General features: G+C 67.1%; 20 protein-coding genes and 1 tRNA gene. 6 read left to right on the top strand and 15 right to left on the bottom strand.

Features of this window, described 5'->3' with window-relative positions; genetic code table 11:
* Nucleotides 1–4: 4 nt before the first annotated feature.
* The 3 genes from ACSFBM_RS02310 to ACSFBM_RS02300 form a co-directional block, all read right to left on the bottom strand.
* Nucleotides 5–892, bottom strand: coding sequence for a LysR family transcriptional regulator (locus tag ACSFBM_RS02310; protein WP_435435141.1), 888 nt, complete (start codon nucleotides 890–892; stop codon nucleotides 5–7).
* A 13-nt stretch (nucleotides 893–905) separates the two neighbouring features.
* A complete protein-coding gene (locus tag ACSFBM_RS02305) occupies nucleotides 906–1796 on the bottom strand; it encodes a LysR family transcriptional regulator (protein ID WP_435482950.1) in 891 nt (296 codons plus the stop codon).
* Between the two features lie 91 nt (nucleotides 1797–1887).
* Complete coding sequence (locus tag ACSFBM_RS02300; RefSeq protein WP_435482949.1) at nucleotides 1888–2793, bottom strand: SDR family NAD(P)-dependent oxidoreductase; 906 nt, start codon at nucleotides 2791–2793, stop codon at nucleotides 1888–1890.
* A gap of 143 nt (nucleotides 2794–2936) precedes the next feature.
* On the opposite strand from ACSFBM_RS02300, the gene ACSFBM_RS02295 reads away from it, so the two are divergent.
* Nucleotides 2937–3680 carry a hypothetical protein gene (locus ACSFBM_RS02295; protein WP_435482948.1) on the top strand — a complete coding sequence of 248 codons (744 nt, stop codon included), beginning with the start codon at nucleotides 2937–2939 and terminating at the stop codon, nucleotides 3678–3680.
* 28 nt (nucleotides 3681–3708) lie between these two features.
* Here ACSFBM_RS02295 and queF read toward each other — a convergent pair whose 3' ends face one another.
* From queF to yaaA, 4 genes are all read right to left on the bottom strand, one after another.
* Nucleotides 3709–4599, bottom strand: coding sequence for an NADPH-dependent 7-cyano-7-deazaguanine reductase QueF (gene queF, locus ACSFBM_RS02290; protein WP_435482947.1), 891 nt, complete (start codon nucleotides 4597–4599; stop codon nucleotides 3709–3711).
* Nucleotides 4596–5498: an alpha/beta fold hydrolase gene (locus tag ACSFBM_RS02285; RefSeq protein WP_435482946.1), complete on the bottom strand. Its 903-nt coding sequence runs from the start codon at nucleotides 5496–5498 to the stop codon at nucleotides 4596–4598. Before ACSFBM_RS02285 ends, queF begins: the two co-directional genes overlap by 4 nt.
* Nucleotides 5499–5520: 22 nt before the next feature.
* Complete coding sequence (locus tag ACSFBM_RS02280) at nucleotides 5521–6363, bottom strand: 2OG-Fe(II) oxygenase (protein ID WP_435482945.1); 843 nt, start codon at nucleotides 6361–6363, stop codon at nucleotides 5521–5523.
* A gap of 153 nt (nucleotides 6364–6516) precedes the next feature.
* Entirely contained in the window at nucleotides 6517–7302 is a 786-nt protein-coding gene (yaaA, locus tag ACSFBM_RS02275) for a peroxide stress protein YaaA (protein WP_435482944.1), read from the bottom strand.
* Nucleotides 7303–7408: 106 nt separating this feature from the next.
* Here yaaA and ACSFBM_RS02270 point away from each other — a divergent pair, with 106 nt between their 5' ends.
* Both ACSFBM_RS02270 and galU read left to right on the top strand, forming a co-directional pair.
* Nucleotides 7409–10288 (top strand): valine--tRNA ligase, encoded by a 2880-nt coding sequence (locus ACSFBM_RS02270; RefSeq protein ID WP_435482943.1) that lies wholly within the window; start codon nucleotides 7409–7411, stop codon nucleotides 10286–10288.
* Nucleotides 10289–10390: 102 nt separating this feature from the next.
* Nucleotides 10391–11281 carry a UTP--glucose-1-phosphate uridylyltransferase GalU gene (gene galU, locus ACSFBM_RS02265; RefSeq protein ID WP_435482942.1) on the top strand — a complete coding sequence of 297 codons (891 nt, stop codon included), beginning with the start codon at nucleotides 10391–10393 and terminating at the stop codon, nucleotides 11279–11281.
* 66 nt (nucleotides 11282–11347) lie between these two features.
* Here galU and ACSFBM_RS02260 read toward each other — a convergent pair whose 3' ends face one another.
* From ACSFBM_RS02260 to cysM, 3 genes are read right to left on the bottom strand one after another with little or no spacing between them, the layout of a single operon-like run.
* Entirely contained in the window at nucleotides 11348–11581 is a 234-nt protein-coding gene (locus ACSFBM_RS02260) for a sulfurtransferase TusA family protein (RefSeq protein WP_435435131.1), read from the bottom strand.
* Nucleotides 11571–12146: an NUDIX domain-containing protein gene (locus ACSFBM_RS02255; protein ID WP_435482941.1), complete on the bottom strand. Its 576-nt coding sequence runs from the start codon at nucleotides 12144–12146 to the stop codon at nucleotides 11571–11573. The genes ACSFBM_RS02260 and ACSFBM_RS02255 overlap by 11 nt, the downstream gene beginning before the upstream one ends.
* Before the next feature lie 60 nt (nucleotides 12147–12206).
* Nucleotides 12207–13109 (bottom strand): cysteine synthase CysM, encoded by a 903-nt coding sequence (gene cysM, locus ACSFBM_RS02250; RefSeq protein ID WP_435482940.1) that lies wholly within the window; start codon nucleotides 13107–13109, stop codon nucleotides 12207–12209.
* Between the two features lie 42 nt (nucleotides 13110–13151).
* Between cysM and ACSFBM_RS02245 the strand changes: the two genes are divergently transcribed.
* Nucleotides 13152–13236, top strand: a tRNA-Leu gene (locus ACSFBM_RS02245).
* Nucleotides 13237–13368: 132 nt separating this feature from the next.
* Here the strand turns inward: ACSFBM_RS02245 and ACSFBM_RS02240 are convergent.
* Nucleotides 13369–14301, bottom strand: a complete 933-nt coding sequence (locus ACSFBM_RS02240) for an SDR family oxidoreductase (protein ID WP_435482939.1) — start codon at nucleotides 14299–14301, stop codon at nucleotides 13369–13371.
* Nucleotides 14302–14356: 55 nt separating this feature from the next.
* On the opposite strand from ACSFBM_RS02240, the gene ACSFBM_RS02235 reads away from it, so the two are divergent.
* Both ACSFBM_RS02235 and ACSFBM_RS02230 read left to right on the top strand, forming a co-directional pair.
* A complete protein-coding gene (locus ACSFBM_RS02235; protein WP_435482938.1) occupies nucleotides 14357–15421 on the top strand; it encodes a CDP-6-deoxy-delta-3,4-glucoseen reductase in 1065 nt (354 codons plus the stop codon).
* Between the two features lie 28 nt (nucleotides 15422–15449).
* The gene (locus ACSFBM_RS02230) at nucleotides 15450–16427 is read left to right on the top strand and encodes a Bug family tripartite tricarboxylate transporter substrate binding protein (protein WP_435482937.1); all 978 of its coding nucleotides are present in this window, start codon (nucleotides 15450–15452) and stop codon (nucleotides 16425–16427) included.
* Nucleotides 16428–16536: 109 nt separating this feature from the next.
* Here the strand turns inward: ACSFBM_RS02230 and ACSFBM_RS02225 are convergent, their stop codons facing one another.
* From ACSFBM_RS02225 to ACSFBM_RS02210, 4 genes are read right to left on the bottom strand one after another with little or no spacing between them, the layout of a single operon-like run.
* Nucleotides 16537–17298: an ABC transporter ATP-binding protein gene (locus tag ACSFBM_RS02225; RefSeq protein WP_116908571.1), complete on the bottom strand. Its 762-nt coding sequence runs from the start codon at nucleotides 17296–17298 to the stop codon at nucleotides 16537–16539.
* A 16-nt stretch (nucleotides 17299–17314) separates the two neighbouring features.
* Nucleotides 17315–18094 carry an ABC transporter ATP-binding protein gene (locus ACSFBM_RS02220; protein ID WP_435440652.1) on the bottom strand — a complete coding sequence of 260 codons (780 nt, stop codon included), beginning with the start codon at nucleotides 18092–18094 and terminating at the stop codon, nucleotides 17315–17317.
* A gap of 20 nt (nucleotides 18095–18114) precedes the next feature.
* The gene (locus ACSFBM_RS02215; RefSeq protein WP_435482936.1) at nucleotides 18115–19323 is read right to left on the bottom strand and encodes a branched-chain amino acid ABC transporter permease; all 1209 of its coding nucleotides are present in this window, start codon (nucleotides 19321–19323) and stop codon (nucleotides 18115–18117) included.
* Between the two features lie 10 nt (nucleotides 19324–19333).
* Nucleotides 19334–20263: a branched-chain amino acid ABC transporter permease gene (locus tag ACSFBM_RS02210; protein ID WP_435482935.1), complete on the bottom strand. Its 930-nt coding sequence runs from the start codon at nucleotides 20261–20263 to the stop codon at nucleotides 19334–19336.
* Nucleotides 20264–20346: the final 83 nt, after the last annotated feature.

Below are 20346 nucleotides of genomic sequence, written 5' to 3'. Positions count from 1 at the left end.
ACGCTCAGTCGGGCCGGCCCAGGTGCTCCAGCACCGAGCGCGCGGCCACGGTCAGCTCCTGCTGCCTGCGCACGCACAGCAGGTGGCGGCGCAGCGCCCAGGGCGCGTCGAGCTTCAGGCAGCGCAGCTTCAGGATCTGCAGCTGCGGCAGGATGGCCGCATAAGGCAGCACGCCGATGCCGATGCCCTGCTCCACCATGCGGCACACCATGTCGAAGCTGCCCACCTGCATGCGCACCTTGAGCGGCACCTGGGCCTCCAGCGCGGCGGCCAGCAGCACGCGGTGCAGCGCGGTGCCTTCGCGCACCACGATATGGTCGTAGCCCAGCACTTCTTCCACGCCGATGCGCTTGCGCCGGGCCAGCGGATGGTCGCGCGCAATGACCACGGCCAGCTCGTCGGTGCGGTACGGCAGGCATTCGAGGCCGTCGGCCTGGGTGTGGCCCTCGATCACGCCGATGTCGGCCAGGCCCGCCTGCACGGCCTTCACCACCTCGGTGCTGGCGCGCTCCTGCAGGTCGATCTTCAGCACCGGATGCAGGCGCAGGAAGGAGCCGATCTGCGCGGGCAGGAACTGCGCGATGGTCGAGGCGTTGGCCGTGATGCTGACCACGCCCGCCACGCCGTGCTGGAAGTCGTCGAACTCGGCGCCCAGCCGGTCCATGGCCGAGAGCACGGCGCGCGCATGCAGCAGCAGGCCGTGCCCCGCCGAGGTGAGCGTGACGCCGCGCGCATGGCGCACCAGCAGCGGCAGCCGCGCGCGGGCCTCGAGGTCGGAAATGCGCTTGCTGGCGGCCGCCAGCGCGATGTGGCAGCGCTTGGCACCTTCGCTGATGCTGCCGTGGTCGGCCACGGTGACGAACAGGCGCAGCGACTTCAGGTCGGCGGACATGGAGGGCGCGCCTTCAGGGCGCAACGAGGTGGTCGAACAGCTCGCGCGCGGAAGCCGGCAACTGCTCGCGGTTGCGCGCGATCAGCTTCAGCTTGCGCTCGGCCCAGGGGTCGCTGAGCGAGACGGTGGCGATGCGCATCGCCATCGACAGCCGCTGCGCCGAAGATGCCGGCAGCACGCCGACGCCCACGCCCGCCTCGATCATCAGGCAGATGGCCTCGAAGCTGCTGACCTGGATGCGCGGGTTGAAGCCCCGGCCCGCCAGCTCGGCGCGCCGCTGCAGGAAGCGGTGGATGGCGCTGCCGTGATGCAGGCCCACGTGCTGCTCGTCGAGCGTGTCGGCGAAGGCCACGGCGCTCGCACCCGCCAGGTGGTGCGTGGTGGGCACCACCAGCACCAGCTGGTTGCTGCCGAAGGCGCGCGCGTCGAAGTCGCCGGTGTGCACATCGCCGGCCAGGATGCCGATGTCGGCCTCGCCGTCGGCCACGGCGCGCACGATTTCCTCGCTCAGGTATTCGCGCAGATCGACCTGCACGGCCGGGTGCTGCGTGAGAAAGCCCGCGAGTTTCTGCGGCAGGTACTCGGTGATGGAGGTGGTGTTGGCGAACACGCGCACATGGCCCTTGATGCCCTTGCCGAAGTCCTGCATGTCGCAGCGCAGGTGCTCCATCTGCTGCATCACGCGCTTGGCGTGGTACAGCACCGCCTGCCCCGCGGCAGTGAGGCTCACGCCCTGGGCGCTGCGGTGCAGCAGCTTGCCGCCCACGGCTTCTTCCATCTGCTTGATGCGGGTGGAGGCGGCGGCCAGCGAGATGCAGGCCTTCTCGGCGCCGCGCGTGAGGCTGCGCGCGTCCGCCACGTAGACGAACAGTTTCAGGTCGAACAGGTCGAAATGCAGGTTCACCGGGCAGCCGCCGCAAGGAGAAAAGGAACGCGCATTGTCCGGCGAATGATGCGGTGCGCGTCCCGGTGTGCGCCCTTCTGCGGGTTTGACCTCAGACCGGGTCCCAGCTGAACACGTCGGCCGAGCGGTCCAGCGGGAAGAAGCCGGCACGCATCGCGGGCATGGCGTGCTCGGCGATGCTCTGCGGCGTCCATCCTTCGGACCGATGAATGGAGCGCACCGGGCGCGGCTGGCTGATGAGCGAGATCTCGTTGTTGCGCACCGAGAAGATCTGCCCGTTGACAGCGTTCGCCGCATCGCTCGCCAGGTACACCGCGAGCGGCGCCACCTTGGCCGGCGTCATCTGCTTGATCTTGTCCACGCGCACACGCTGCTCCTCGGTGTCCGTGGGAATGGCGCCGATCATGCGGCTCCACGCGAACGGTGCGATGCAGTTGGAGCGCACGTTGAACTTGAGCATGTCCAGCGCGATCGACTTCGACAGCGCCACGATGCCCAGCTTGGCCGCCGAATAGTTGGCCTGGCCGAAGTTGCCGATGAGGCCCGAGGTCGAGGTCATGTGCACCATCGCGCCCGCGTTCTGTTCCTTGAAATGCGTGGCGGCCGCCCGGCTCACGTAGTAGGCGCCGTACAGGTGCACCTTGATGACGGCGTCCCACTCGTCCATCGACATCTTGTGGAAGAAACGGTCGCGCAGGATGCCCGCGTTGTTGACCACCGCGTCGATGCGGCCGAAGCTTTCGACGGCGCATTCGACGATGCGCGCGGCGCTGGCCGGGTCGGCCACGCTGTCGGTGCTGGGCACGGCCTGGCCGCCTGCGGCGCGGATCTCGTCGACCACCTGCTGCGCGGGGCCGGCACTGCCGCCTGCGCCATCGAGCGCGGCGCCGATGTCGTTGACCACCACCTTCGCGCCGTGGGCCGCCATGGCCAGTGCGATGTCGCGCCCGATGCCGCCGCCAGCGCCTGTGACGACGACCACTTTGTCTTCAACCATTTTTGTCTCTGCTCCGGAAGTTCGGCCGCGGGTTCGCGGGGTCGATTCCAGAATGCCACAGGGGGCGGGTTGCGGGTTTCGGATTTACGAAGAGGGGCTTCGGCGCCCCCTACACTGCGACGGCCCCCACACAGAGACCTTTCATGACGGAAGAAGCCACTGAATTCACCGAGGCCGGGAACAGCCTCAGACCCTTTCCCGCGGCAAGCGATGTGTTCGCGCCCGACCAGGCTTTTCTGGCGCGCCATCTGCATCCGCTTGTTTCCGTCGACCTGGGCGCGGTCAATCCGGCGTGGTCGGGCTGGCTGCACCTGCTGAGCCCGCTGGAACCGGCAGAAGGCCTTGTGGGTGAGGCGACCGAGGCTTTTCATTCCGAGCTGTTGCTTGCCAACTGGATCGGCTTCAAGGTCGTCGATGGCCGCTATCGGCTGCTGGGTGATCCGCGCTACTTCCTGCTGGAAAACGCCGCTGGCGACATACCGGAACCGTACGAAGGTGCTCGCGAGGAACTGGAGCAGCACTACGAGGAGCAAGAGCGTTCATACAACGCCTCGCGCGACTATTTCCTGCGCACCGGGAAGCTCGTGCGTCTCGACGAGGAAGGCCAGCCGCAGTACGGCAGCGAAGATCCCAGCCCATGGGTCGATGCGCTCGGCGGCACAGCCGAATATGGCAACTGGGTCAGTACCGTGGCGTTCCCCGTCGAAGAACACCAAGACAAGTCGCGTGACACCTGCGCAGTCTGGCCGATGAGTCCGGCGGGCCACCGTTTCCATCACGTGGCGTCGGTGCCTGGCTGGCACTACAGGACATCCGGCGCGGATTCGATCCTGCTGTTCTACGAGCCGGTCGAAGGGCTGGCGCTGCTGACCTTCGACTGGACGTGATCGCGGGCTACGCCGCGATCCGTTGCCTTTACTGCCGCGCCGTACGGATGTTCGCCGGCAGCGCCTGCGGCCAGCTCGTGCGGAACGGGTTGATGTCCAGCCCGCCACGGCGCGTGTAGCGCGCGTACACGGCGAGCTTGACCGGCTTGCAGTGCTTCCAGATGTCCGTGAACATGCGCTCGGCGCAGGGCTCGTGGAACTCGTTGTGGTTGCGAAAGCTCACGATGTACGCCAGCAGCCCCGCCTGGTCGATGGGCGGGCCGCTGTAGCGGATCTGCACGCTGCCCCAGTCGGGCTGGCCGGTGACCAGGCAGTTGCTCTTGAGCAGGCGGCTGGTGAGGGTTTCGTTCACGTGCACCTGCGTGGTGTCGCTCGCGAGCAGCTCGGGCGCTGGCTGGTAGTGGGTGCACTCGATGTCCAGGCGGTCGAGGTCCAGGCCGTCGAGTTCGTGCACCGGCTCGCGGTCGAACATGTCGGGCGCCAGCAGCGTCACGCCGATGCCGCCCGAACGGTCGCTGCCGCGCCACGCGGCTTCGGCCAGGTCGGTGCGCAGGTGCTCGCGCACCGCGTCCACGCTCGCGAACTGGCTGTTGTTGAAGCTGTTGAGGTAGAGCTTGAAGCTCTTGCTCTCGATGATGTTGGGCGTCTCGCACGGGATGGTGAAGTGCGCGATGGCCAGCTGCGGCTTGCCGCGCAGGTTGAGCCAGCTCACCTCGAAGGCGGTCCAGAGGTCGGCGCCGAAGAAGGGCAAGGCGCCGGCCTGGATGCCCATGGCCTCGCGCTGCGTGGCGCGCGCGATGGGAAACAGCAGCGTGGGGTCGTAGCGGTCGGCGTAGGCCGAGGCGCGGCCGAGCTGCGATTGCTCGGGGGTGTTCCCGTTGCTCGGGTTGTGCGGGTCAAGCGGGGTGTCGTGGCTCATGGGGCTTTGTCCTTGGCGTCCGCGGCATGGGCGAACGGGGCGATGTGGTTGGCGAGGATGGTGCACACCTCGGGAGGCAGGTCGTGGCCCATGCCGGGAACGGCGACGAACTGCGCGCCCGGAATGCGCCTTGCGGTGTCTTCGCCGCAGGCGATGGGCACGAGCGCGTCGGCGTCGCCGTGCAGCACCAGCGTGGGGGACTGGATGCGAGGCAGTACCTGCGGGCGCTCGGCGTCGGCGCCGATGGCCAGCATCTGGCGCATCAGGCCGGCCGGGTGGTAGGCGCGGCGCATGCTGAAGGTGAGCCGCTCGGCAAGCTCTTCGTCGCTCTGCGGGTAGGCCGGGCTCTGGATGAGTCGCAGCAGCCTGATGCTGTGGGCGACCAGCTCGGGCTCGCTGCGGCCCAGCGGGCGGCGCATGAGCATCGTCGTCACTTCGCGGCGCGGGCCGGGCAGGCCGCGCGCGCCGCTGGAACTCATGATGCTCACGAGGCTGGCCGTGCGCTGCGGCGCTGTGGCGGCCAGGCGCTGGGCGATCATGCCGCCCATCGAGGCGCCGACGATGTGGGCCCTGGCGATGCCCAGCGCGTCGAGCACGCCGAGCGAATCGAGCGTCATGTCCTGCAGCGTGTAGGCCGAGCGCACCTTCAGGCCGAGGCGATGGCGGATGGTCTGCCACACCACGTTGCCGGTGCCGGCGTGGTCGAAGCCCTGGCTCAGGCCGATGTCGCGGTTGTCGTGGCGCACCACGCGAAAGCCCGCGTCCACCAGCTGCTGCACGAAGCCTGTGGGCCAGGCCACCAGCTGCATGCCCAGGCCCATGATGAGCAGGATGACGGGGCGCCCCTCGCCCCCGGTGTCGTCGACTTCGATCTGCAACCCGTTGGCGGTGACTTTCATCCGGTCCTTGGTGTGAGGCTGTCTACTTGAACTCGCGCTCGCGCAGCCACTTGGTGGCGACCCACTTCTCGCCCGCCAGCACCGGCGCGCCGCCGTGCAGGGTGCGGGTGACGGGGTCGGGGCGGTCGTAGCTGAAGAACACGCCGGTGCCGCGCACGGGCGCCACTTCGAGGCCCACGTCGGGGAAGGTGGTGGCACCACCGCCCTCGGGCTCCTGCAGGTACATGACGAGCGTGGCGACGCGCTGGCCGCCGCGCTTGAGGATGGTCGGCGTGCCGGGCTCGCCGGGGTCGAAGTAGTCGTAGTGCGGGCGGTACTGCGCGCCGGGGGCATAGCGCAGGATCTGCAGGCCTTCGCCGAATTCAAGCGGCCAGCGCAGCAGCATGGCGATGCGCTGCTCCAGGCGCGCGACGATCTCGTTTTCGCCGCGCTCGAAGAACATGCCTTCGCTGGTGCGGTCCACGTTGAGCACCTCGCCGCCGGTGCGGGTCTCCACCGTGAGCGAGCGCGCCAGGCGCACGCGCGCGGCGGCGATCAGCGCTTCGCACTCCTCGCCCGACAGCAGGTTGCCGAACACCACCACCCGTGGATGCCGCAGGGTCTGCAGCACCTGCACGCGGCGGTCGCCGGCGTCCAGGTAGAGCGGCGCCCCGTCGAGGTCGGGGCCGGGCATTTCGGTGCGCACGGGCGCCAGCGCGGCTTCCACGTGCGGGAAACCGGCTTCGAGCTGGGCCAGCGCCGTGTCGGCGGCGGCGTCCTGCCAGCCGGCCGCCCGCATCGACACGCGCAGCGCCGACACCGTGTGCCCGGCCGCGAGCTGGGCCACCAGCCATTCGCGCAGTTCCGGACTGATCGCTTGCGACATTTCAGTATTCCTTCCAGCTGAGGCGAGGCCCGCAACGCACGACCTCGCAGCGACCCGTTCCAGAAGCACCGCGGAACCGGCTTTGCCGGGCCGCTGGTGCCGCCCCCTGAAAGGGGGTTGGCGAAGCGACACGAAGTGCGCGAAGACTGGGGGTCAATCCAGCCTCCTCCTGAACACCAGCCTTTCGGCTGTAGACACCTGCGCGTCGAAACCATAACCCTCGAGGTCGAACTTTTCCAGCGCCTTGGGCGTGGCTGCCTTGTGCAGCACGGCCCAGCGGGCCAGCAGGCCGCGCGCGCGCTTGGCGAAGAAGCTGACGATCTTGTACTTGTCGCCCTTCCATTCCTCGAACACGCATTCGACCACACGGGCCTTGAGCACCTTCTTGTCGACCGACTTGAAGTACTCCTGCGAGGCGACGTTGACGATCACCGGCGTGCGGTCGGCCGCCAGGCGCTCGTTCAGGTGCTCTGCGATGCGCGAACCCCAGAAGGCGTACAGGTCCTTGCCATGTCGGTTGGCCAGCTGGGTGCCCATTTCGAGGCGGTAGGGTTGCAGCAGGTCGAGCGGGCGCAGCAGGCCGTACAGGCCGCTGAGGATGCCGATGTGGTCCTGCGCCCAAGCCAGTTGCGCCGGGTTGAGCGTACGGGCGTCGAGGCCGCCGTAGACGTCGCCGTCGAACGCGAAGGCGGCCTGGCGCGCGTTCTTCGGGGTGCTCTTGCTGGCCCAGGCCTCGTAGCGCGCCACGTTCAGCGCGGAGAGCTTGTCCGACAGGTGCATGAGCTCGGCGATCTGCTGGGGCGACTTCTCGCGCAGCAGCTTGATCAGCTCGACCGAAGGGCCGCGGGCGGACTCGAAATGGGGCTGGGTGGCGGGGATTTCGGAAGGAACCGGGGTGTCGTAGTCGAGCGACTTTGCAGGGGAGAGCAGGAAGAGCATCCCGGAATTATGAGTGGGTGAAGTGACGCCAGGCCACGCCGGTAAAATCGCGGGCAATCCCACCCTGTCACCGACGGCGCCCCGAGGCTGCCGTTCTGCATTCCCCATGAGCGAACCCACCACTCCCCTTGCCCAACCCGGCCTCGACAGCCTGTCGAAATCGTTCGAACCCGCCGCCATCGAGGCGCACTGGGGCCCGGAATGGGAAAAGCGCGGCTACGCCAAGGCGGGCTTTCGCGGCACGCAGGCCCCCAAGGAGGGCGCCGATTCGTTCGCCATCCAGCTGCCGCCGCCCAATGTGACGGGCACGCTGCACATGGGCCATGCGTTCAACCAGACGATCATGGACAGCCTCACGCGCTACCACCGCATGAAGGGCGACAACACGCTGTGGCTGCCGGGCACCGACCATGCCGGCATCGCCACGCAGATCGTGGTGGAGCGCCAGCTGCAGGAGCAGAAGGTCAGCCGCCACGACCTGGGCCGCAAGAACTTCGTGGCGCGCGTGTGGGAATGGAAAGAGAAGTCGGGCAACACCATCACCCAGCAGATGCGCCGCATGGGCGACACGGTGGACTGGAGCCGCGAATACTTCACGATGGACGAAGACCTGTCGGCGGTCGTGACGCAGACCTTCGTGAAGCTGTACGAAGAAGGCCTGATCTACCGCGGCAAGCGCCTGGGCAACTGGGACCCGGTGCTCAAGACCTCGGTGAGCGACCTCGAAGTCGAGAGCGAAGAGGAAGACGGCTCGCTCTGGCACATCGCCTACCCGCTGGAAGACGGCAGCGGCACGCTGACCGTGGCCACCACCCGGCCCGAAACCATGCTCGGCGACACGGCCGTGATGGTCCACCCCGAAGACGAACGCTACAAGCACCTGATCGGCCAGCGCGTGCGCCTGCCGCTGGTGGACAAGCTCATTCCCATCATTGCCGACGACTACGTCGACAAGGAGTTCGGCACCGGTGTGGTCAAGGTCACGCCGGCCCATGACTACAACGACTACGCCGTCGGCCAGCGCCACAAGCTCGAGGTGATCGGCGTGCTGACGCTGGACGCGACCATCAACGACAACGCGCCCGCGAAGTACCGCGGCATGGACCGCTTCGTGGCGCGCAAGGCCATCGTGGCCGACCTCGATGCGCTGGGCCTGCTGGTCGAGGTGAAGAAGCACAAGCTCATGGTGCCGCGCTGCGCGCGCTCGGGCGCCATCGTGGAGCCGATGCTCACCGACCAGTGGTACGTGGCCATGACGCGCCCCGGCGCCGACGGCCAGTCGATCGCGCAGAAGGCCATCGACGTGGTGAAGTCGGGCGAGGTGCGCTTCGTGCCCGAGAACTGGGTCAACACCTACAACCACTGGATGGAGAACATCCAGGACTGGACCATTTCGCGCCAGCTCTGGTGGGGCCACCAGATTCCGGCCTGGTACGACGAGGAAGGCAACGTGTACGTGGCCGAGAACGAGGCCGACGCACAAGCCAAGGCGCCGGGCAAGACGCTGCGGCGCGACGAGGACGTGCTCGACACCTGGTATTCGGCGGCGCTGGTGCCCTTCTCTTCGCTGGGTTGGCCCGAAAAGACGCAAGACCTGGAGCTGTACCTGCCTTCGCAGGTGCTCGTGACGGGCTACGACATCATCTTCTTCTGGGTCGCCCGGATGATCATGATGACCAAGCACTTCACCGGCAAGGTGCCGTTCAAGGACGTGTACATCCACGGCCTCGTGCGCGATGCGCAGGGCAAGAAGATGAGCAAGTCCGAAGGCAACGTGCTCGACCCGGTCGACCTGATCGACGGCATCCAGCTGCCCGAGCTGCTCGACAAGCGCACGCAGGGACTGCGCAAACCCGAGACGGCACCTGCGGTGCGCAAGAACACGCAGAAGGAGTTTCCGGACGGCATTCCGGCCTTCGGTGCCGATGCGCTGCGCTTCACTTTTGCCTCGCTCGCCTCGCTGGGCCGCAGCATCAACTTCGACTCGAAGCGCTGCGAGGGCTACCGCAACTTCTGCAACAAGCTGTGGAACGCCACGCGCTTCGTGCTGATGAACTGCGAAGGCCAGGACTGCGGCCTGCTGGAGCACACCAAGGAAGACTGCAAGGTCGGCGGCCCGGCCCACGGCTACCTGAAGTTCAGCCGCGCCGACTACTGGATCGTGTCGCAGCTGCAGCGCGTGGAGGCCGAGGTGGCCAAGGGCTTCGAGGAATACCGCCTGGACAACGTGGCCAACGCGATCTACCAGTTCGCCTGGGACGAGTTCTGCGACTGGTACCTGGAAATTGCCAAGGTGCAGATCCAGACCGGCGACGACTCGCAGAAGCGCGCCACGCGCCGCACGCTGATCCGCACGCTCGAGACGCTGCTGCGCCTGGCGCACCCGGTGATTCCGTTCATCACGGAAGCCCTGTGGCAGAAGGTGTCGAAGGTCGCGGGCCGTGACGGCGAGTCGGTCATGGTGGCGGCCTACCCGAAGAGCCAGCCCGAGAAGATCGACGAAGCGGCCGAAGCCCATGTGGCGCGGCTGAAGGCACTGGTGGATGCCTGCCGCACGCTGCGCGGCGAGATGAACGTGTCGCCCGCCACGCGCCTGCCGCTGTATGCGGTGGCCGACGATGCCGAAGGCGCGGCCTTCCTGCGCGAGTCGGCGCCGGTGCTGCAGGCGCTTGCCAAGCTCAAGGAAGTGAAGGTCTTCGACGACGAGGCCTCGTGGCAGGCAGCCGCCGAAGCGGCGCCCGTGGCGGTGGTGGGCGCAACGCGCCTGTGCCTGCACATGGAGATCGACAAGGCAGCCGAGAAGGTCCGCATCGGCAAGGAAATCGCGCGCATCGAGGGCGAAATCGCCAAGGTGCACGGCAAGCTGGGCAACGAGGCCTTCGTGGCCAAGGCCCCGCCGGCGGTGATCGACCAGGAGCGCAAGCGCCTGGCCGACTTCACCGCCACGCTGGAGCGCCTGCGCGACCAGCTTGTGCGCCTCGGCTGACAGACGCACGAAATCGCGGGCGTTTAGGATGCTGGTTCGGCAATTGCTTGCCGTTTCAGCACACTGATTTACATCTTCCAACGAACTGAGCCGAACCTGCCCATGTCCACACCATCGACACGCATCCGCAAGGCTGTATTTCCCGTAGCGGGCTTCGGCACCCGTTTTCTGCCCGCCACCAAGGCACAGCCCAAGGAAATGCTGCCGGTGGTCGACAAGCCGCTGATCCAGTACGCCGTGGAAGAGGCCTACGCCGCGGGCATCCGCGACATGATCTTCGTGACCGGCCGCAACAAGCGCGCCATCGAAGACCACTACGACACCGCCTACGAGCTGGAAAGCCAGCTCGAGGCCAGCGGAAAGACCGCCCTGCTGAACATCGCACGCTCGGTCATGCCCGACGACATGACCTGTTCCTACGTGCGCCAGCCGCGCATGCTGGGCCTGGGCCACGCGGTGCTCTGTGCCGAGCATCTGGTGGGCAACGAGCCCTTCGCCGTGCTGCTGGCGGACGACCTGATGGTCGGCCCCGTGGGCGGCCAACCGGTGCTGGCCCAGATGACCGCCGCATTCGACCGCCTCGGCGCTTCGCTGCTGGCGGTGCAAGAGGTGCCCCTGGAACACGTGAAGCGCTACGGCATCGTGGCCGGCGACGCCATCGAAGACGGCCTGGTCAAGGTCACCCGCATGGTCGAGAAGCCGAAGCCCGAAGATGCGCCCTCGCGCCTGGGCGTGGCGGGCCGCTACATCCTCACGCCGGGCGTGTTCGCCGAGATCCGCAACCAGCCCAAGGGCGCAGGCGGCGAAATCCAGCTGACCGACGGCATCGCGGCGCTGATGAAGAAGGAATCGGTCTACGCCTATTCGTACAAGGGTGTGCGCTACGACTGCGGCAGCAAGGAAGGCTTCCTGCAGGCCTCCGTCGAGCTGGCGCTGGCGCACCCCGAGGTGGGCGCGGAATTCCGCGAATACCTCAAGAGCCTGAAGCTGTAGACAACGCACGGCGCGCATCGCGCTTGTGCAAAGGGCCGCTGCTGCGGCCCTTTTCTTTTTGCCTTGTCAGCGGCGCTTCAGCACGTGGATGAAGTCGGTGCCGACGGTTTCCTGTTCCATCAGCTCGTTGCCCGTCTGGCGCGCAAAAGCCTGGAAGTCGCGGATCGATCCGGGGTCGGTCGACACCACCCTCAGCAGCTGCCCGCTCGTCATCTCGTTGAGCGACTTCTTCGCCTTGAGGATCGGCAGCGGGCAGTTCAGCCCGCGCGTGTCGAGTTCGCGGTCGACTTCAACTTGCATTGCCAGGCTCCGGCGGCAGGGCCAGCCCGCGGCGGCGCTCTTCGTTTTCGGCGGCGGTGAAGAACACCGGCTCGTGCCCGCGCGTGCGCAGCCAGTCGGCCAGCGCATAGCCGGTGCCGGCGGGCCAGCACCGCAGGTCGGGCAGGTCGTACAGGCGGTAGTCGACCAGTTCGGGCGAGAGCTTCACCTCGCCGTCGGCCACCACGTGGTACGCGATGATGATCTGGTTCATGCGCTGGAAGTCGTAGGCGCCGACCAGCTGGGTAGCGCTGACGTCGAGGTTGGTTTCTTCCTTCACCTCGCGCGCGATGCCCTCCTCGGGCGTCTCGCCGGCCTCCATGAAGCCGGTGATCAGCGCGAACATCTTGCCCGGCCACGCCGCATTGCGCGCCAGCAGCACCTGGCCGCGGTATTCGACGATGGCGGCGAGCACGGGCGTGGGGTTGTTCCAGTGCGTGTGGCCGCAGTTGGGGCAGCGCAGGCGCTCCTTGGGGCCGCCGTCTTCCATCAACGCGATCCATTCGAGCGGCGTGGCGCAGACCTGGCAGAACTTGGGATGGGGCATGGGGGCTCTTTTCTTTTTTATGGCAGCGCACGCCCAGGGGGCGGGGCAGCGGGTTGTCGTTTATGCCGGGAAGACGCCCGTGGAGAGGTAGCGGTCGCCACGGTCGCACACCACGAACACGATGGTGGCGTTCTCCACGGTCTTGGACACCTCCAGCGCGGCCCACAGGGCGCCGGCCGCCGAGATGCCGCCGAAGATGCCCTCTTCGCGCGCCAGGCGCCGGCACATTTCCTCGGCGTCGTCCTGGGTCACGCTGATTTCCTGGTCGACCCGGCTCGGATCGAAGATCTTGGGCATGTACTCGGCCGGCCACTTGCGGATGCCGGGAATGCGGGAGCCTTCGGCCGGCTGCGCGCCGACGATGCGCACGGCGGGGTTCTTCTCCTTCAGGAAACGCGACACGCCGGTGATGGTGCCGGTGGTGCCCATGGCGCTCACGAAGTGCGTGACCTTGCCCTTGGTGTCGGCCCAGATCTCGGGGCCCGTGGTCTCGTAGTGGATGCGGGGGTTGTCGGGGTTGGAGAACTGGTCGAGCACGCGGCCCTTGCCCTGCCCCACCATCTGTTCGGCCAGGTCGCGCGCGTATTCCATGCCGCCGCTCTTGGGCGTGAGCACAAGCTCGGCGCCGAAGGCCTTCATGGTCTGGGCACGCTCGACGGAGAGGTCCTCCGGCATGATCAGCACCATGCGGTAGCCCTTGATGGCCGCGGCCATGGCCAGCGCGATGCCGGTGTTGCCCGAGGTGGCTTCAATGAGCGTGTCGCCGGGCTTGATCTCGCCGCGTTCTTCGGCACGCTTGATCATCGAGAGGGCTGGCCGGTCTTTCACCGAACCCGCCGGATTGTTGCCCTCCAGCTTGCCGAGAATCACGTTGCCGCGCTTGGCATTTTCTGCGGCGTGGATGCGTTGCAGGGCGACCAGGGGCGTCTTGCCGATGGCATCTTCGATCGTCGGATAATTCATGTCGGCCACTGTGCCATAATTTTGGGCTTGCTTCAGAACCCTGCCCGGGTGGTGAAATTGGTAGACGCAGGGGACTCAAAATCCCCCACCGAAAGGTGTGCCGGTTCGATTCCGGCCCCGGGCACCACACTTTTTCTCGCCCCCAGGCTTCGCGCACTTCGTGTCGCTTCTCCCTCCCCCTACCGGGGGCGATACCGGCGGAGCCGGTTCCGCGGTATCCCTGGAAGGGGCCGGGCCATCTGCCCCGGCCGACCCGCAGTCAGGCTGCTTCGCGCAGGCCGGTGTGCACCGTCGGATACACCAGCCGCACCCGCAATTCGCGCTTCAGCCGCGTGTTGTCCAGCAGGCGAGACTCCCCCATGAAACTCAACAGCTGCACCGGCAACTGGCGCTCGGCCTCGCCGCGTGCCACGCGGGGCGGGCGCGGCAGGCCGTAGAGGTCGGCGGCCAGGTCGATGTAGTCGCCCATGCGCAGTTCGGTGTCGTCCGAGGCATGCACGATGCGCTGCGGCTTGCCGCGGAACAGCGCCGCCACGCAGGTGCGCGCCAGGTCGTCGGCGTGGATGTGATTGGTGTAGACATCGTCCTCGCGCCGCAGCACCGGCGTGCCGCGCAGCAGGCGGGCGCGGGGCGTGCCGTTGTCGCGGTCAGGGGCATAGATGCCCGGAATGCGCAGGATGCTGGCGCGCACGCCCGCGCTGCGGCCCAGCCAGCGCACGGCGCGCTCGGCATCCACGCGGCGGTGGGCGCGCGGGGTGTCGGGCCGCACGGCACGGGCTTCGCCCACCCAGGCGCCGCCGCAGTCGCCATAGACGCCGCTGGTCGATCCGTAGACGAAGGCCGAGGGCACCGAGCGCAGGCGCAATGCCCGCGCCAGCGCCGTGGTGCGATGGTCGCGCCACCATTCCTTGCCGCCCTCGCGGGCGGGCGGCGCCAGGTGGAGCACGCGCGTGGCGATGCCCGCCAGCCGGCGCAGGGTGGCGGCATCGTCCAGATTGCCCACCAAGGGGCGAATACCGGCCGCCCGCAGGGCGCCCACCCGGTCGGTCGACGACGTGAGCGCCACCAGCTGCATGCGGCCTCTCAGGTCGCGCGCCACGCGCTGGCCGACGTCGCCGCAACCGACGATCAGGAGGCGCTCGCGCCGGAACCGCGCCGGCAGTGCGCCGGAGGGGCTATTGATTGAAGGCAAAATCCTGTTCCCTTTCCGTTTTCAGACACAGGCTGAAACAAGCCGAAGAATACCGATGACTGCTACAGCGCCGCTCGACGCGGGTTTTTCGATCACTGTCGAACCCAGCGGGCGGCATTTTGTCGTGCAGGGAGACGAGACCATCCTCGCGGCCGGCATTCGGCAGGGCATCGGCCTGCCCTACGGCTGCAAGGACGGCGCCTGCGGTTCCTGCAAGTGCAAAAAGCTCTCGGGCGAAGTCACGCTCGGCCCGCACCAGAGCAAGGCCCTGAGCGCCGAGGAACAGCTCGCCGGCTTCGTGCTGACCTGCTGCGCCCATGCCAAGAGCGACGTGGTCCTCGAATCGCGCCAGGTCACCGAGGCCGGGGCCATGCCGATCCGCAAGATGCCGGTGCGGGTGCAGGCGCTCACCCGCCTGTCGCACGACGTGATGATGATGCGCCTGCAACTGCCCGCCGGCGAGCCGCTGCAGTTCCATGCGGGCCAGTACGTCGAGTTCATCCTGCGCGACGGCGCGCGCCGCAGCTATTCGATGGCCAACGCGCCGCACACGCTGGGCGAGCCGGGTACGGGCATCGAACTGCACCTGCGGCACCTGCCGGGCGGCAAGTTCACCGACCATGTGTTCGCCACCATGAAGGAAAAGGAAATCCTGCGCATCGAGGGCCCGTTCGGCAGCTTCTTCCTGCGCGACGACTCCAGCAAGCCGATGGTCCTGCTGGCGTCCGGCACGGGCTTCGCGCCCATCAAGGCGCTGCTGGAGCACCTGAAGTTCAAGGCCAGCCAGCGGCCCGCCACGCTCTACTGGGGCGGCCGCCGGCCCGAAGACCTCTACATGGACGCCTGGGTGCGCGAGCAGATGGCGCAGATGCCCCACCTGCGCTACGTGCCCGTCATTTCCAACGCCACGCCCGACGACAACTGGACCGGGCGCACCGGCTTCGTCCACCAGGCCGTGCTCGAAGACTTTGCAGACCTGTCGGGCCACCAGGTGTATGCCTGCGGTGCGCCCATCGTGGTCGACTCGGCCAAGCGGGACTACGTGGCGCTGGCCGGCCTGCCCGAAGAAGAGTTCTTCGCCGACGCGTTCACCACGGAGGCCGACAAGGCCGTTCCCTGAATTTCCCGAGACCACTACCCCTAGAACAATGAAGACGAGACACTTCCTTCTCACGCTGCTCGCCAGCGCCACGGCCCTGATGGGCGCAGCGCCGGCGATGGCCCAGCAACAGCGCCCCATCCGCCTCGTGGTTCCGTACGCCGCGGGCGGCCCCATCGACAACACGGCGCGCATCCTGGCCGAACGCGTGAAGGACACGCTGGGCCCGGTCATCATCGACAACAAGCCCGGCGCGGGCGGCAACATCGGTGCCGACATCGTGGCCAAGGCGCCCGCCGACGGCCTCACGATCGGCATTGCGGCCACCGCCACCAACGCGGTGAACCCCTGGCTGTACAGCAAGATTCCGTTCAACGCCGCCACCGACTTTGCGCCCATCACGCAGATGGTCCGCGTGCCCAACGTGCTGGTGATGAACGCCGACACGGCCAGGCGCCTGAACATCAACACCGTGGCCGACCTGATCCGCTACGCCAAGGCCAACCCCGCCAAGCTCAACTACGGCAGCGGCGGCAACGGCAGCGCCGGCCACCTGGCGGGCGAGCTGTTCAAGAAGGAAGCGGGCATCTTCGCGCTGCACATTCCCTACAACGGCGGCAGCCCGGCGCAGCTGGCGCTGATTTCGGGTCAGGTCGACTTCAACTTCGACAACCTCGCCACCGCCGCGCCGAACATCCGCTCGGGCAAGCTCAAGGCGATTGCCGTGACGACGCTGCAGCGCAGCAGCTCGCTGCCAGACGTGCCGCCCATCGCGGACACGCTCAAGGGCTTCTCCATCGATACGTGGTGGGGCCTGGTGGCACCGGCCGGCACGCCGCACGACGTGGTCGTGAAGCTGAACCAGGCCTTCGTGGCGGCACTGAACGCACCGGAAACGAAGACCCGTTTCGCGGGCCTGCTGGCCGAGCCGGTGGCCAGCTCGCCGGAGCAGTTCGGTGCGTTCATGAAGAGCGAGCTCTCCAAGTACGAAGCGGTCGTCAAGGCGACCGGCGCGAAAGTGGACTGACCTCCAGGCTTCGCGCACTTCGTGCCGCTTCTCTACCCCCTTGCAGGGGACAATACCTGCGGTCCGGCAGCGCCGGTTCCGCGGTATATACGGAAGGGAATCGAGCCGGCTATTCGCCCAGGTAGGCGGCCCGCACGCGCGGGTCGCTGAGCAGGGCCTTGGCTTCACCGTTCATGGTGATCAGGCCCGACTCCATCACATAACCGCGGTCGGCCAGCTGCAGCGCACGGTTGGCGTTCTGCTCCACCAGCAGGATGGTCACGCCCTGCGAGGCCACGGTCTGCACCACCTCGAAGATCTTGTCGCACATGATGGGCGACAGGCCCATGGTCGGTTCGTCGAGCAGCAGCACCTTGGGGCGCGCCATGAGTGCGCGGCCCATCGCCAGCATCTGTTGCTCGCCGCCCGACATGGTGCCGGCCAGCTGGTCCTTGCGCTCGCGCAGGCGCGGGAAGGTGACGAACACGCGCTCCATGTCGCTGGCGATCTCGGCCTTGTCCTTGCGGATGTAGGCGCCGATCTGCAGGTTCTCGGTGATGGTCATGCGCGTGAACACGCCGCGGCCTTCCGGCACCATCACGAGGCCCTCGCCCACCAGGTCCCAGGCGCCGCGGCCCTTGATGCTGCGGCCCAGGAACTCGATGTGGCCTGCACCCGCCGGCAGCGTGCCGGTGATGGCCTTCATGGTGGTGGTCTTGCCGGCACCGTTGGAGCCGATCAGCGAGACCAGCTCGCCCTCGCGCACCTCGAAGTCCACGCCCTTCACGGCCTGGATGCCGCCGTAGCCCACCTTCAGGCCGCTGACCTTCAGCAGCGTCTTGCCTGCGGCCTTGGCCTGCGCCGCGTTCGACACGGTTTCTTGTTCGCTCATGGTTGCGGTGCTCATGTCAGTGGCCTCCGGTGCCGAGGTAAGCCTCGATCACCTTTTCATTCTTCTGCACGTCGGCCGGCGTTCCTTCGGCAATCTGCTTGCCGTAGTCCAGCACGGTGACGCGGTCGCACAGGCCCATGATGAGCTTGACGTCGTGTTCGATGATCAGGATGGTGCGGTTGTCGCGCCGGATGCGGTCGATCAGCTCGCGCAGCGCCACCTTCTCGGTGGAGTTCATGCCGGCGGCCGGCTCGTCCAGCGCGATGAGCTGCGGGTCGGTGGCCAGGGCGCGCGCAATTTCCAGGCGGCGCTGGTCGCCGTAGCTCAGCGTGCGCGCCTTGTAGTCGGCGAACTTGCCGATGCCCACGTAGTCGAGCAGCTCGTGCGCGCGGTCGGCAATGGCTTTTTCTTCGGTCTTGAAGCTGCGGGTGCGCAGCATCGCGCCGAACACGCCCGAATTCGTGCGAATGTGGCGCCCGACCATCACGTTTTCCAGCGCCGTCATCTCGGCGAAGAGGCGGATGTTCTGGAAGGTGCGCGCAATGCCGGCCTTGGCCACTTCATGCACGGCCGTCGGCTGGTAAGGCTTGCCCGCAAGCTCGAAGCTGCCGCTGTCGGGCGTGTACAGGCCGGTGATCACGTTGAAGAACGTGGTCTTGCCCGCGCCGTTGGGGCCGATCAGGCCGTAGACCTGGCCGCGCTTGATGGTGATGCCCACGTCCGAGAGGGCCTGCAAGCCGCCGAAGCGCTTGGAGATGCCGCGCACGTCGAGGATGGTGTCCGTAGTCGTCGTCATGTTGATGGGTCCTGCGGCGTTCACGGATTGATCGACATGGGGCGCGAGGCCGTGCCCGGCAGTTCGTCGGCGGGCGAGTCGATGCCCGGCGCATGCGTCTGCAGCGACCCCGGAGCCACGGCCGCATGGGCCGGGTCGACGGGCACGCCGCCCTTCTTGGTCAGCGTCTTGCCGTGCTCCGGCGAAGGCCACAGGCCGCGCGGGCGCACCAGCATGATGATGATCATGGCCAGCGCAATGAACAGCTGGCGCAGGATCGACGCGTCGAGGCGCCCGCCCGTGAGCGATTGCAGCGGGCCGGCCACGTAGCGCAGCACCTCGGGCAGCGCTGCCAGCAGCACCGCGCCCAGAATGACGCCGGGCAAGTGACCGATGCCGCCGAGCACGACCATGGCGACGATCATCACCGACTCCATCAGGCTGAAGGATTCCGGCGACACGAAGCCCTGGAATGCCGCGAACATGGCGCCCGACACACCGCCGAAACTGGCGCCCATGCCGAAGGCCAGCAGCTTCATGTTGCGGGTGTTGATACCCATGGCCTTGGCGGCGATCTCGTCTTCGCGAATGGCCATCCAGGCGCGCCCGATGCGCGAGACCTGCAGGCGGTGCGAGATGATCACGGTGGCGATCACCAGCACCAGGAACAGGTAGTAGTACAGCGACACCGACGAGATGGTGAAGCCGTCGAACTTCCATGCCTTGCCCAGGTCCAGGCCCCAGAACTTGATGGAGTCAATGGCCGTGATGCCCTTCGGACCGTTGGTGATGTTCACCGGCTGGTCCAGGTTGTTCAGGAACACGCGGATGATTTCGCCGAAGCCCAGCGTCACGATGGCGAGGTAGTCGCCGCGCAGCTTGAGCGTGGGCGCACCCAGCAGCACGCCGAGGCAGCCGGCCACCACCAGCGCCAGCGGGACCACGATCAGCAGCGAGGTGTGCAGGCCGTTCGGGAACATCTGGGCGAACCAGGGGAAGGTCTCGGTCAGGTGCGACGACCCCATCAGCGCATAGAGATAGGCCCCCACCGCGAAGAAGGCCACGTAGCCCAGGTCGAGCAGGCCGGCGTAGCCGACAACGATGTTCAGGCCCAGGGCCAGCAGCACGTAGAGCAGTGCGATGTCGGCGATGCGCACCCAGGCGTTGCCCTGCATCTGCAGCAGCAGGGGCAGTGCCAGCACGGCGATGATGCCGACGACGTAGAGAGCGAGGTTCTTGCTGTTCTTCATGGTTCGCTCCTTAGGCACGGTCCGCCACGCGTTCGCCGAGCAGGCCCGACGGCCGCAGGGTGAGCATGACGATCAGCACGATGAACGCGAAGATGTCGCTGTAGTTGCTGCCCAGCACACCGCCCGTCAGCGTCCCGATGTAGCCCGAGCCGATGGCCTCGATGAGCCCCAGCAGGATGCCTCCGACCACCGCGCCCGCAAGGTTGCCGATGCCGCCGAACACGGCCGCCGTGAAGGCCTTCAGGCCGGGCAGGAAGCCCATCGCATGTTGCGCGATGCCGTAGTTCGACGCGTACATCACGCCGGCGATGGCCGCAAGCACGGCGCCGATGATGAAGGTGGCCGAGATGACCATGTCGGGGCGGATGCCCATGAGGGCCGCCACGCGCGGGTTCTCTGCGGTGGCGCGCATGGCGCGCCCGAGCTTGGTGTAGTTGACCAGCCACATCAGCACCACGAGCGAGAACGCCGTGACGCTCAGGATCATGACCTGCGTGGGGGAGATGACCGCACCCGCCACGTGGATGGGGTCGGTGGGCAGCAGGTTGGGATACGCCTTGTTGGTCGGCTTCCAGATGATCATGGCCAGCGTCTGCAGCAGGATCGACATGCCGATGGCCGTGATGAGCGGCGCGAGCTTGGGGCTGTTGCGCAGCGGCCGGTAGGCCACCTTCTCGATCACGAAATTCAGGGTTGCCGCAACGATGCAGGCAATGACCAGGGAAATGAGAAGGATCAGCCACCCGGGTGATCCGGGCATGGCGTCCTGCATGAGCCCGATGATGGTCCAGCTCGTCAGAGCCCCCACCATCAATACCTCTCCGTGTGCAAAGTTGATCAGATTGATGATGCCGTACACCATGGTGTAGCCCAAGGCTATCAAGGCATACATGCTGCCCAGTACCAGACCGTTGATGATCTGCTGCAGCAATATTTCCATAACGCGATTTCCTATGTGTTGCACCGACGCGGGGTGCCATTCACCCACCGAGGCACCGGTTTGGCGCCCTTGGCATGACAAGC

The organism is Variovorax pasteuri, from assembly GCF_051216435.1.
Taxonomy (GTDB): Bacteria; Pseudomonadota; Gammaproteobacteria; order Burkholderiales; family Burkholderiaceae_C; genus Variovorax.
This window is presented reverse-complemented; position numbering and strand designations above follow the sequence as displayed.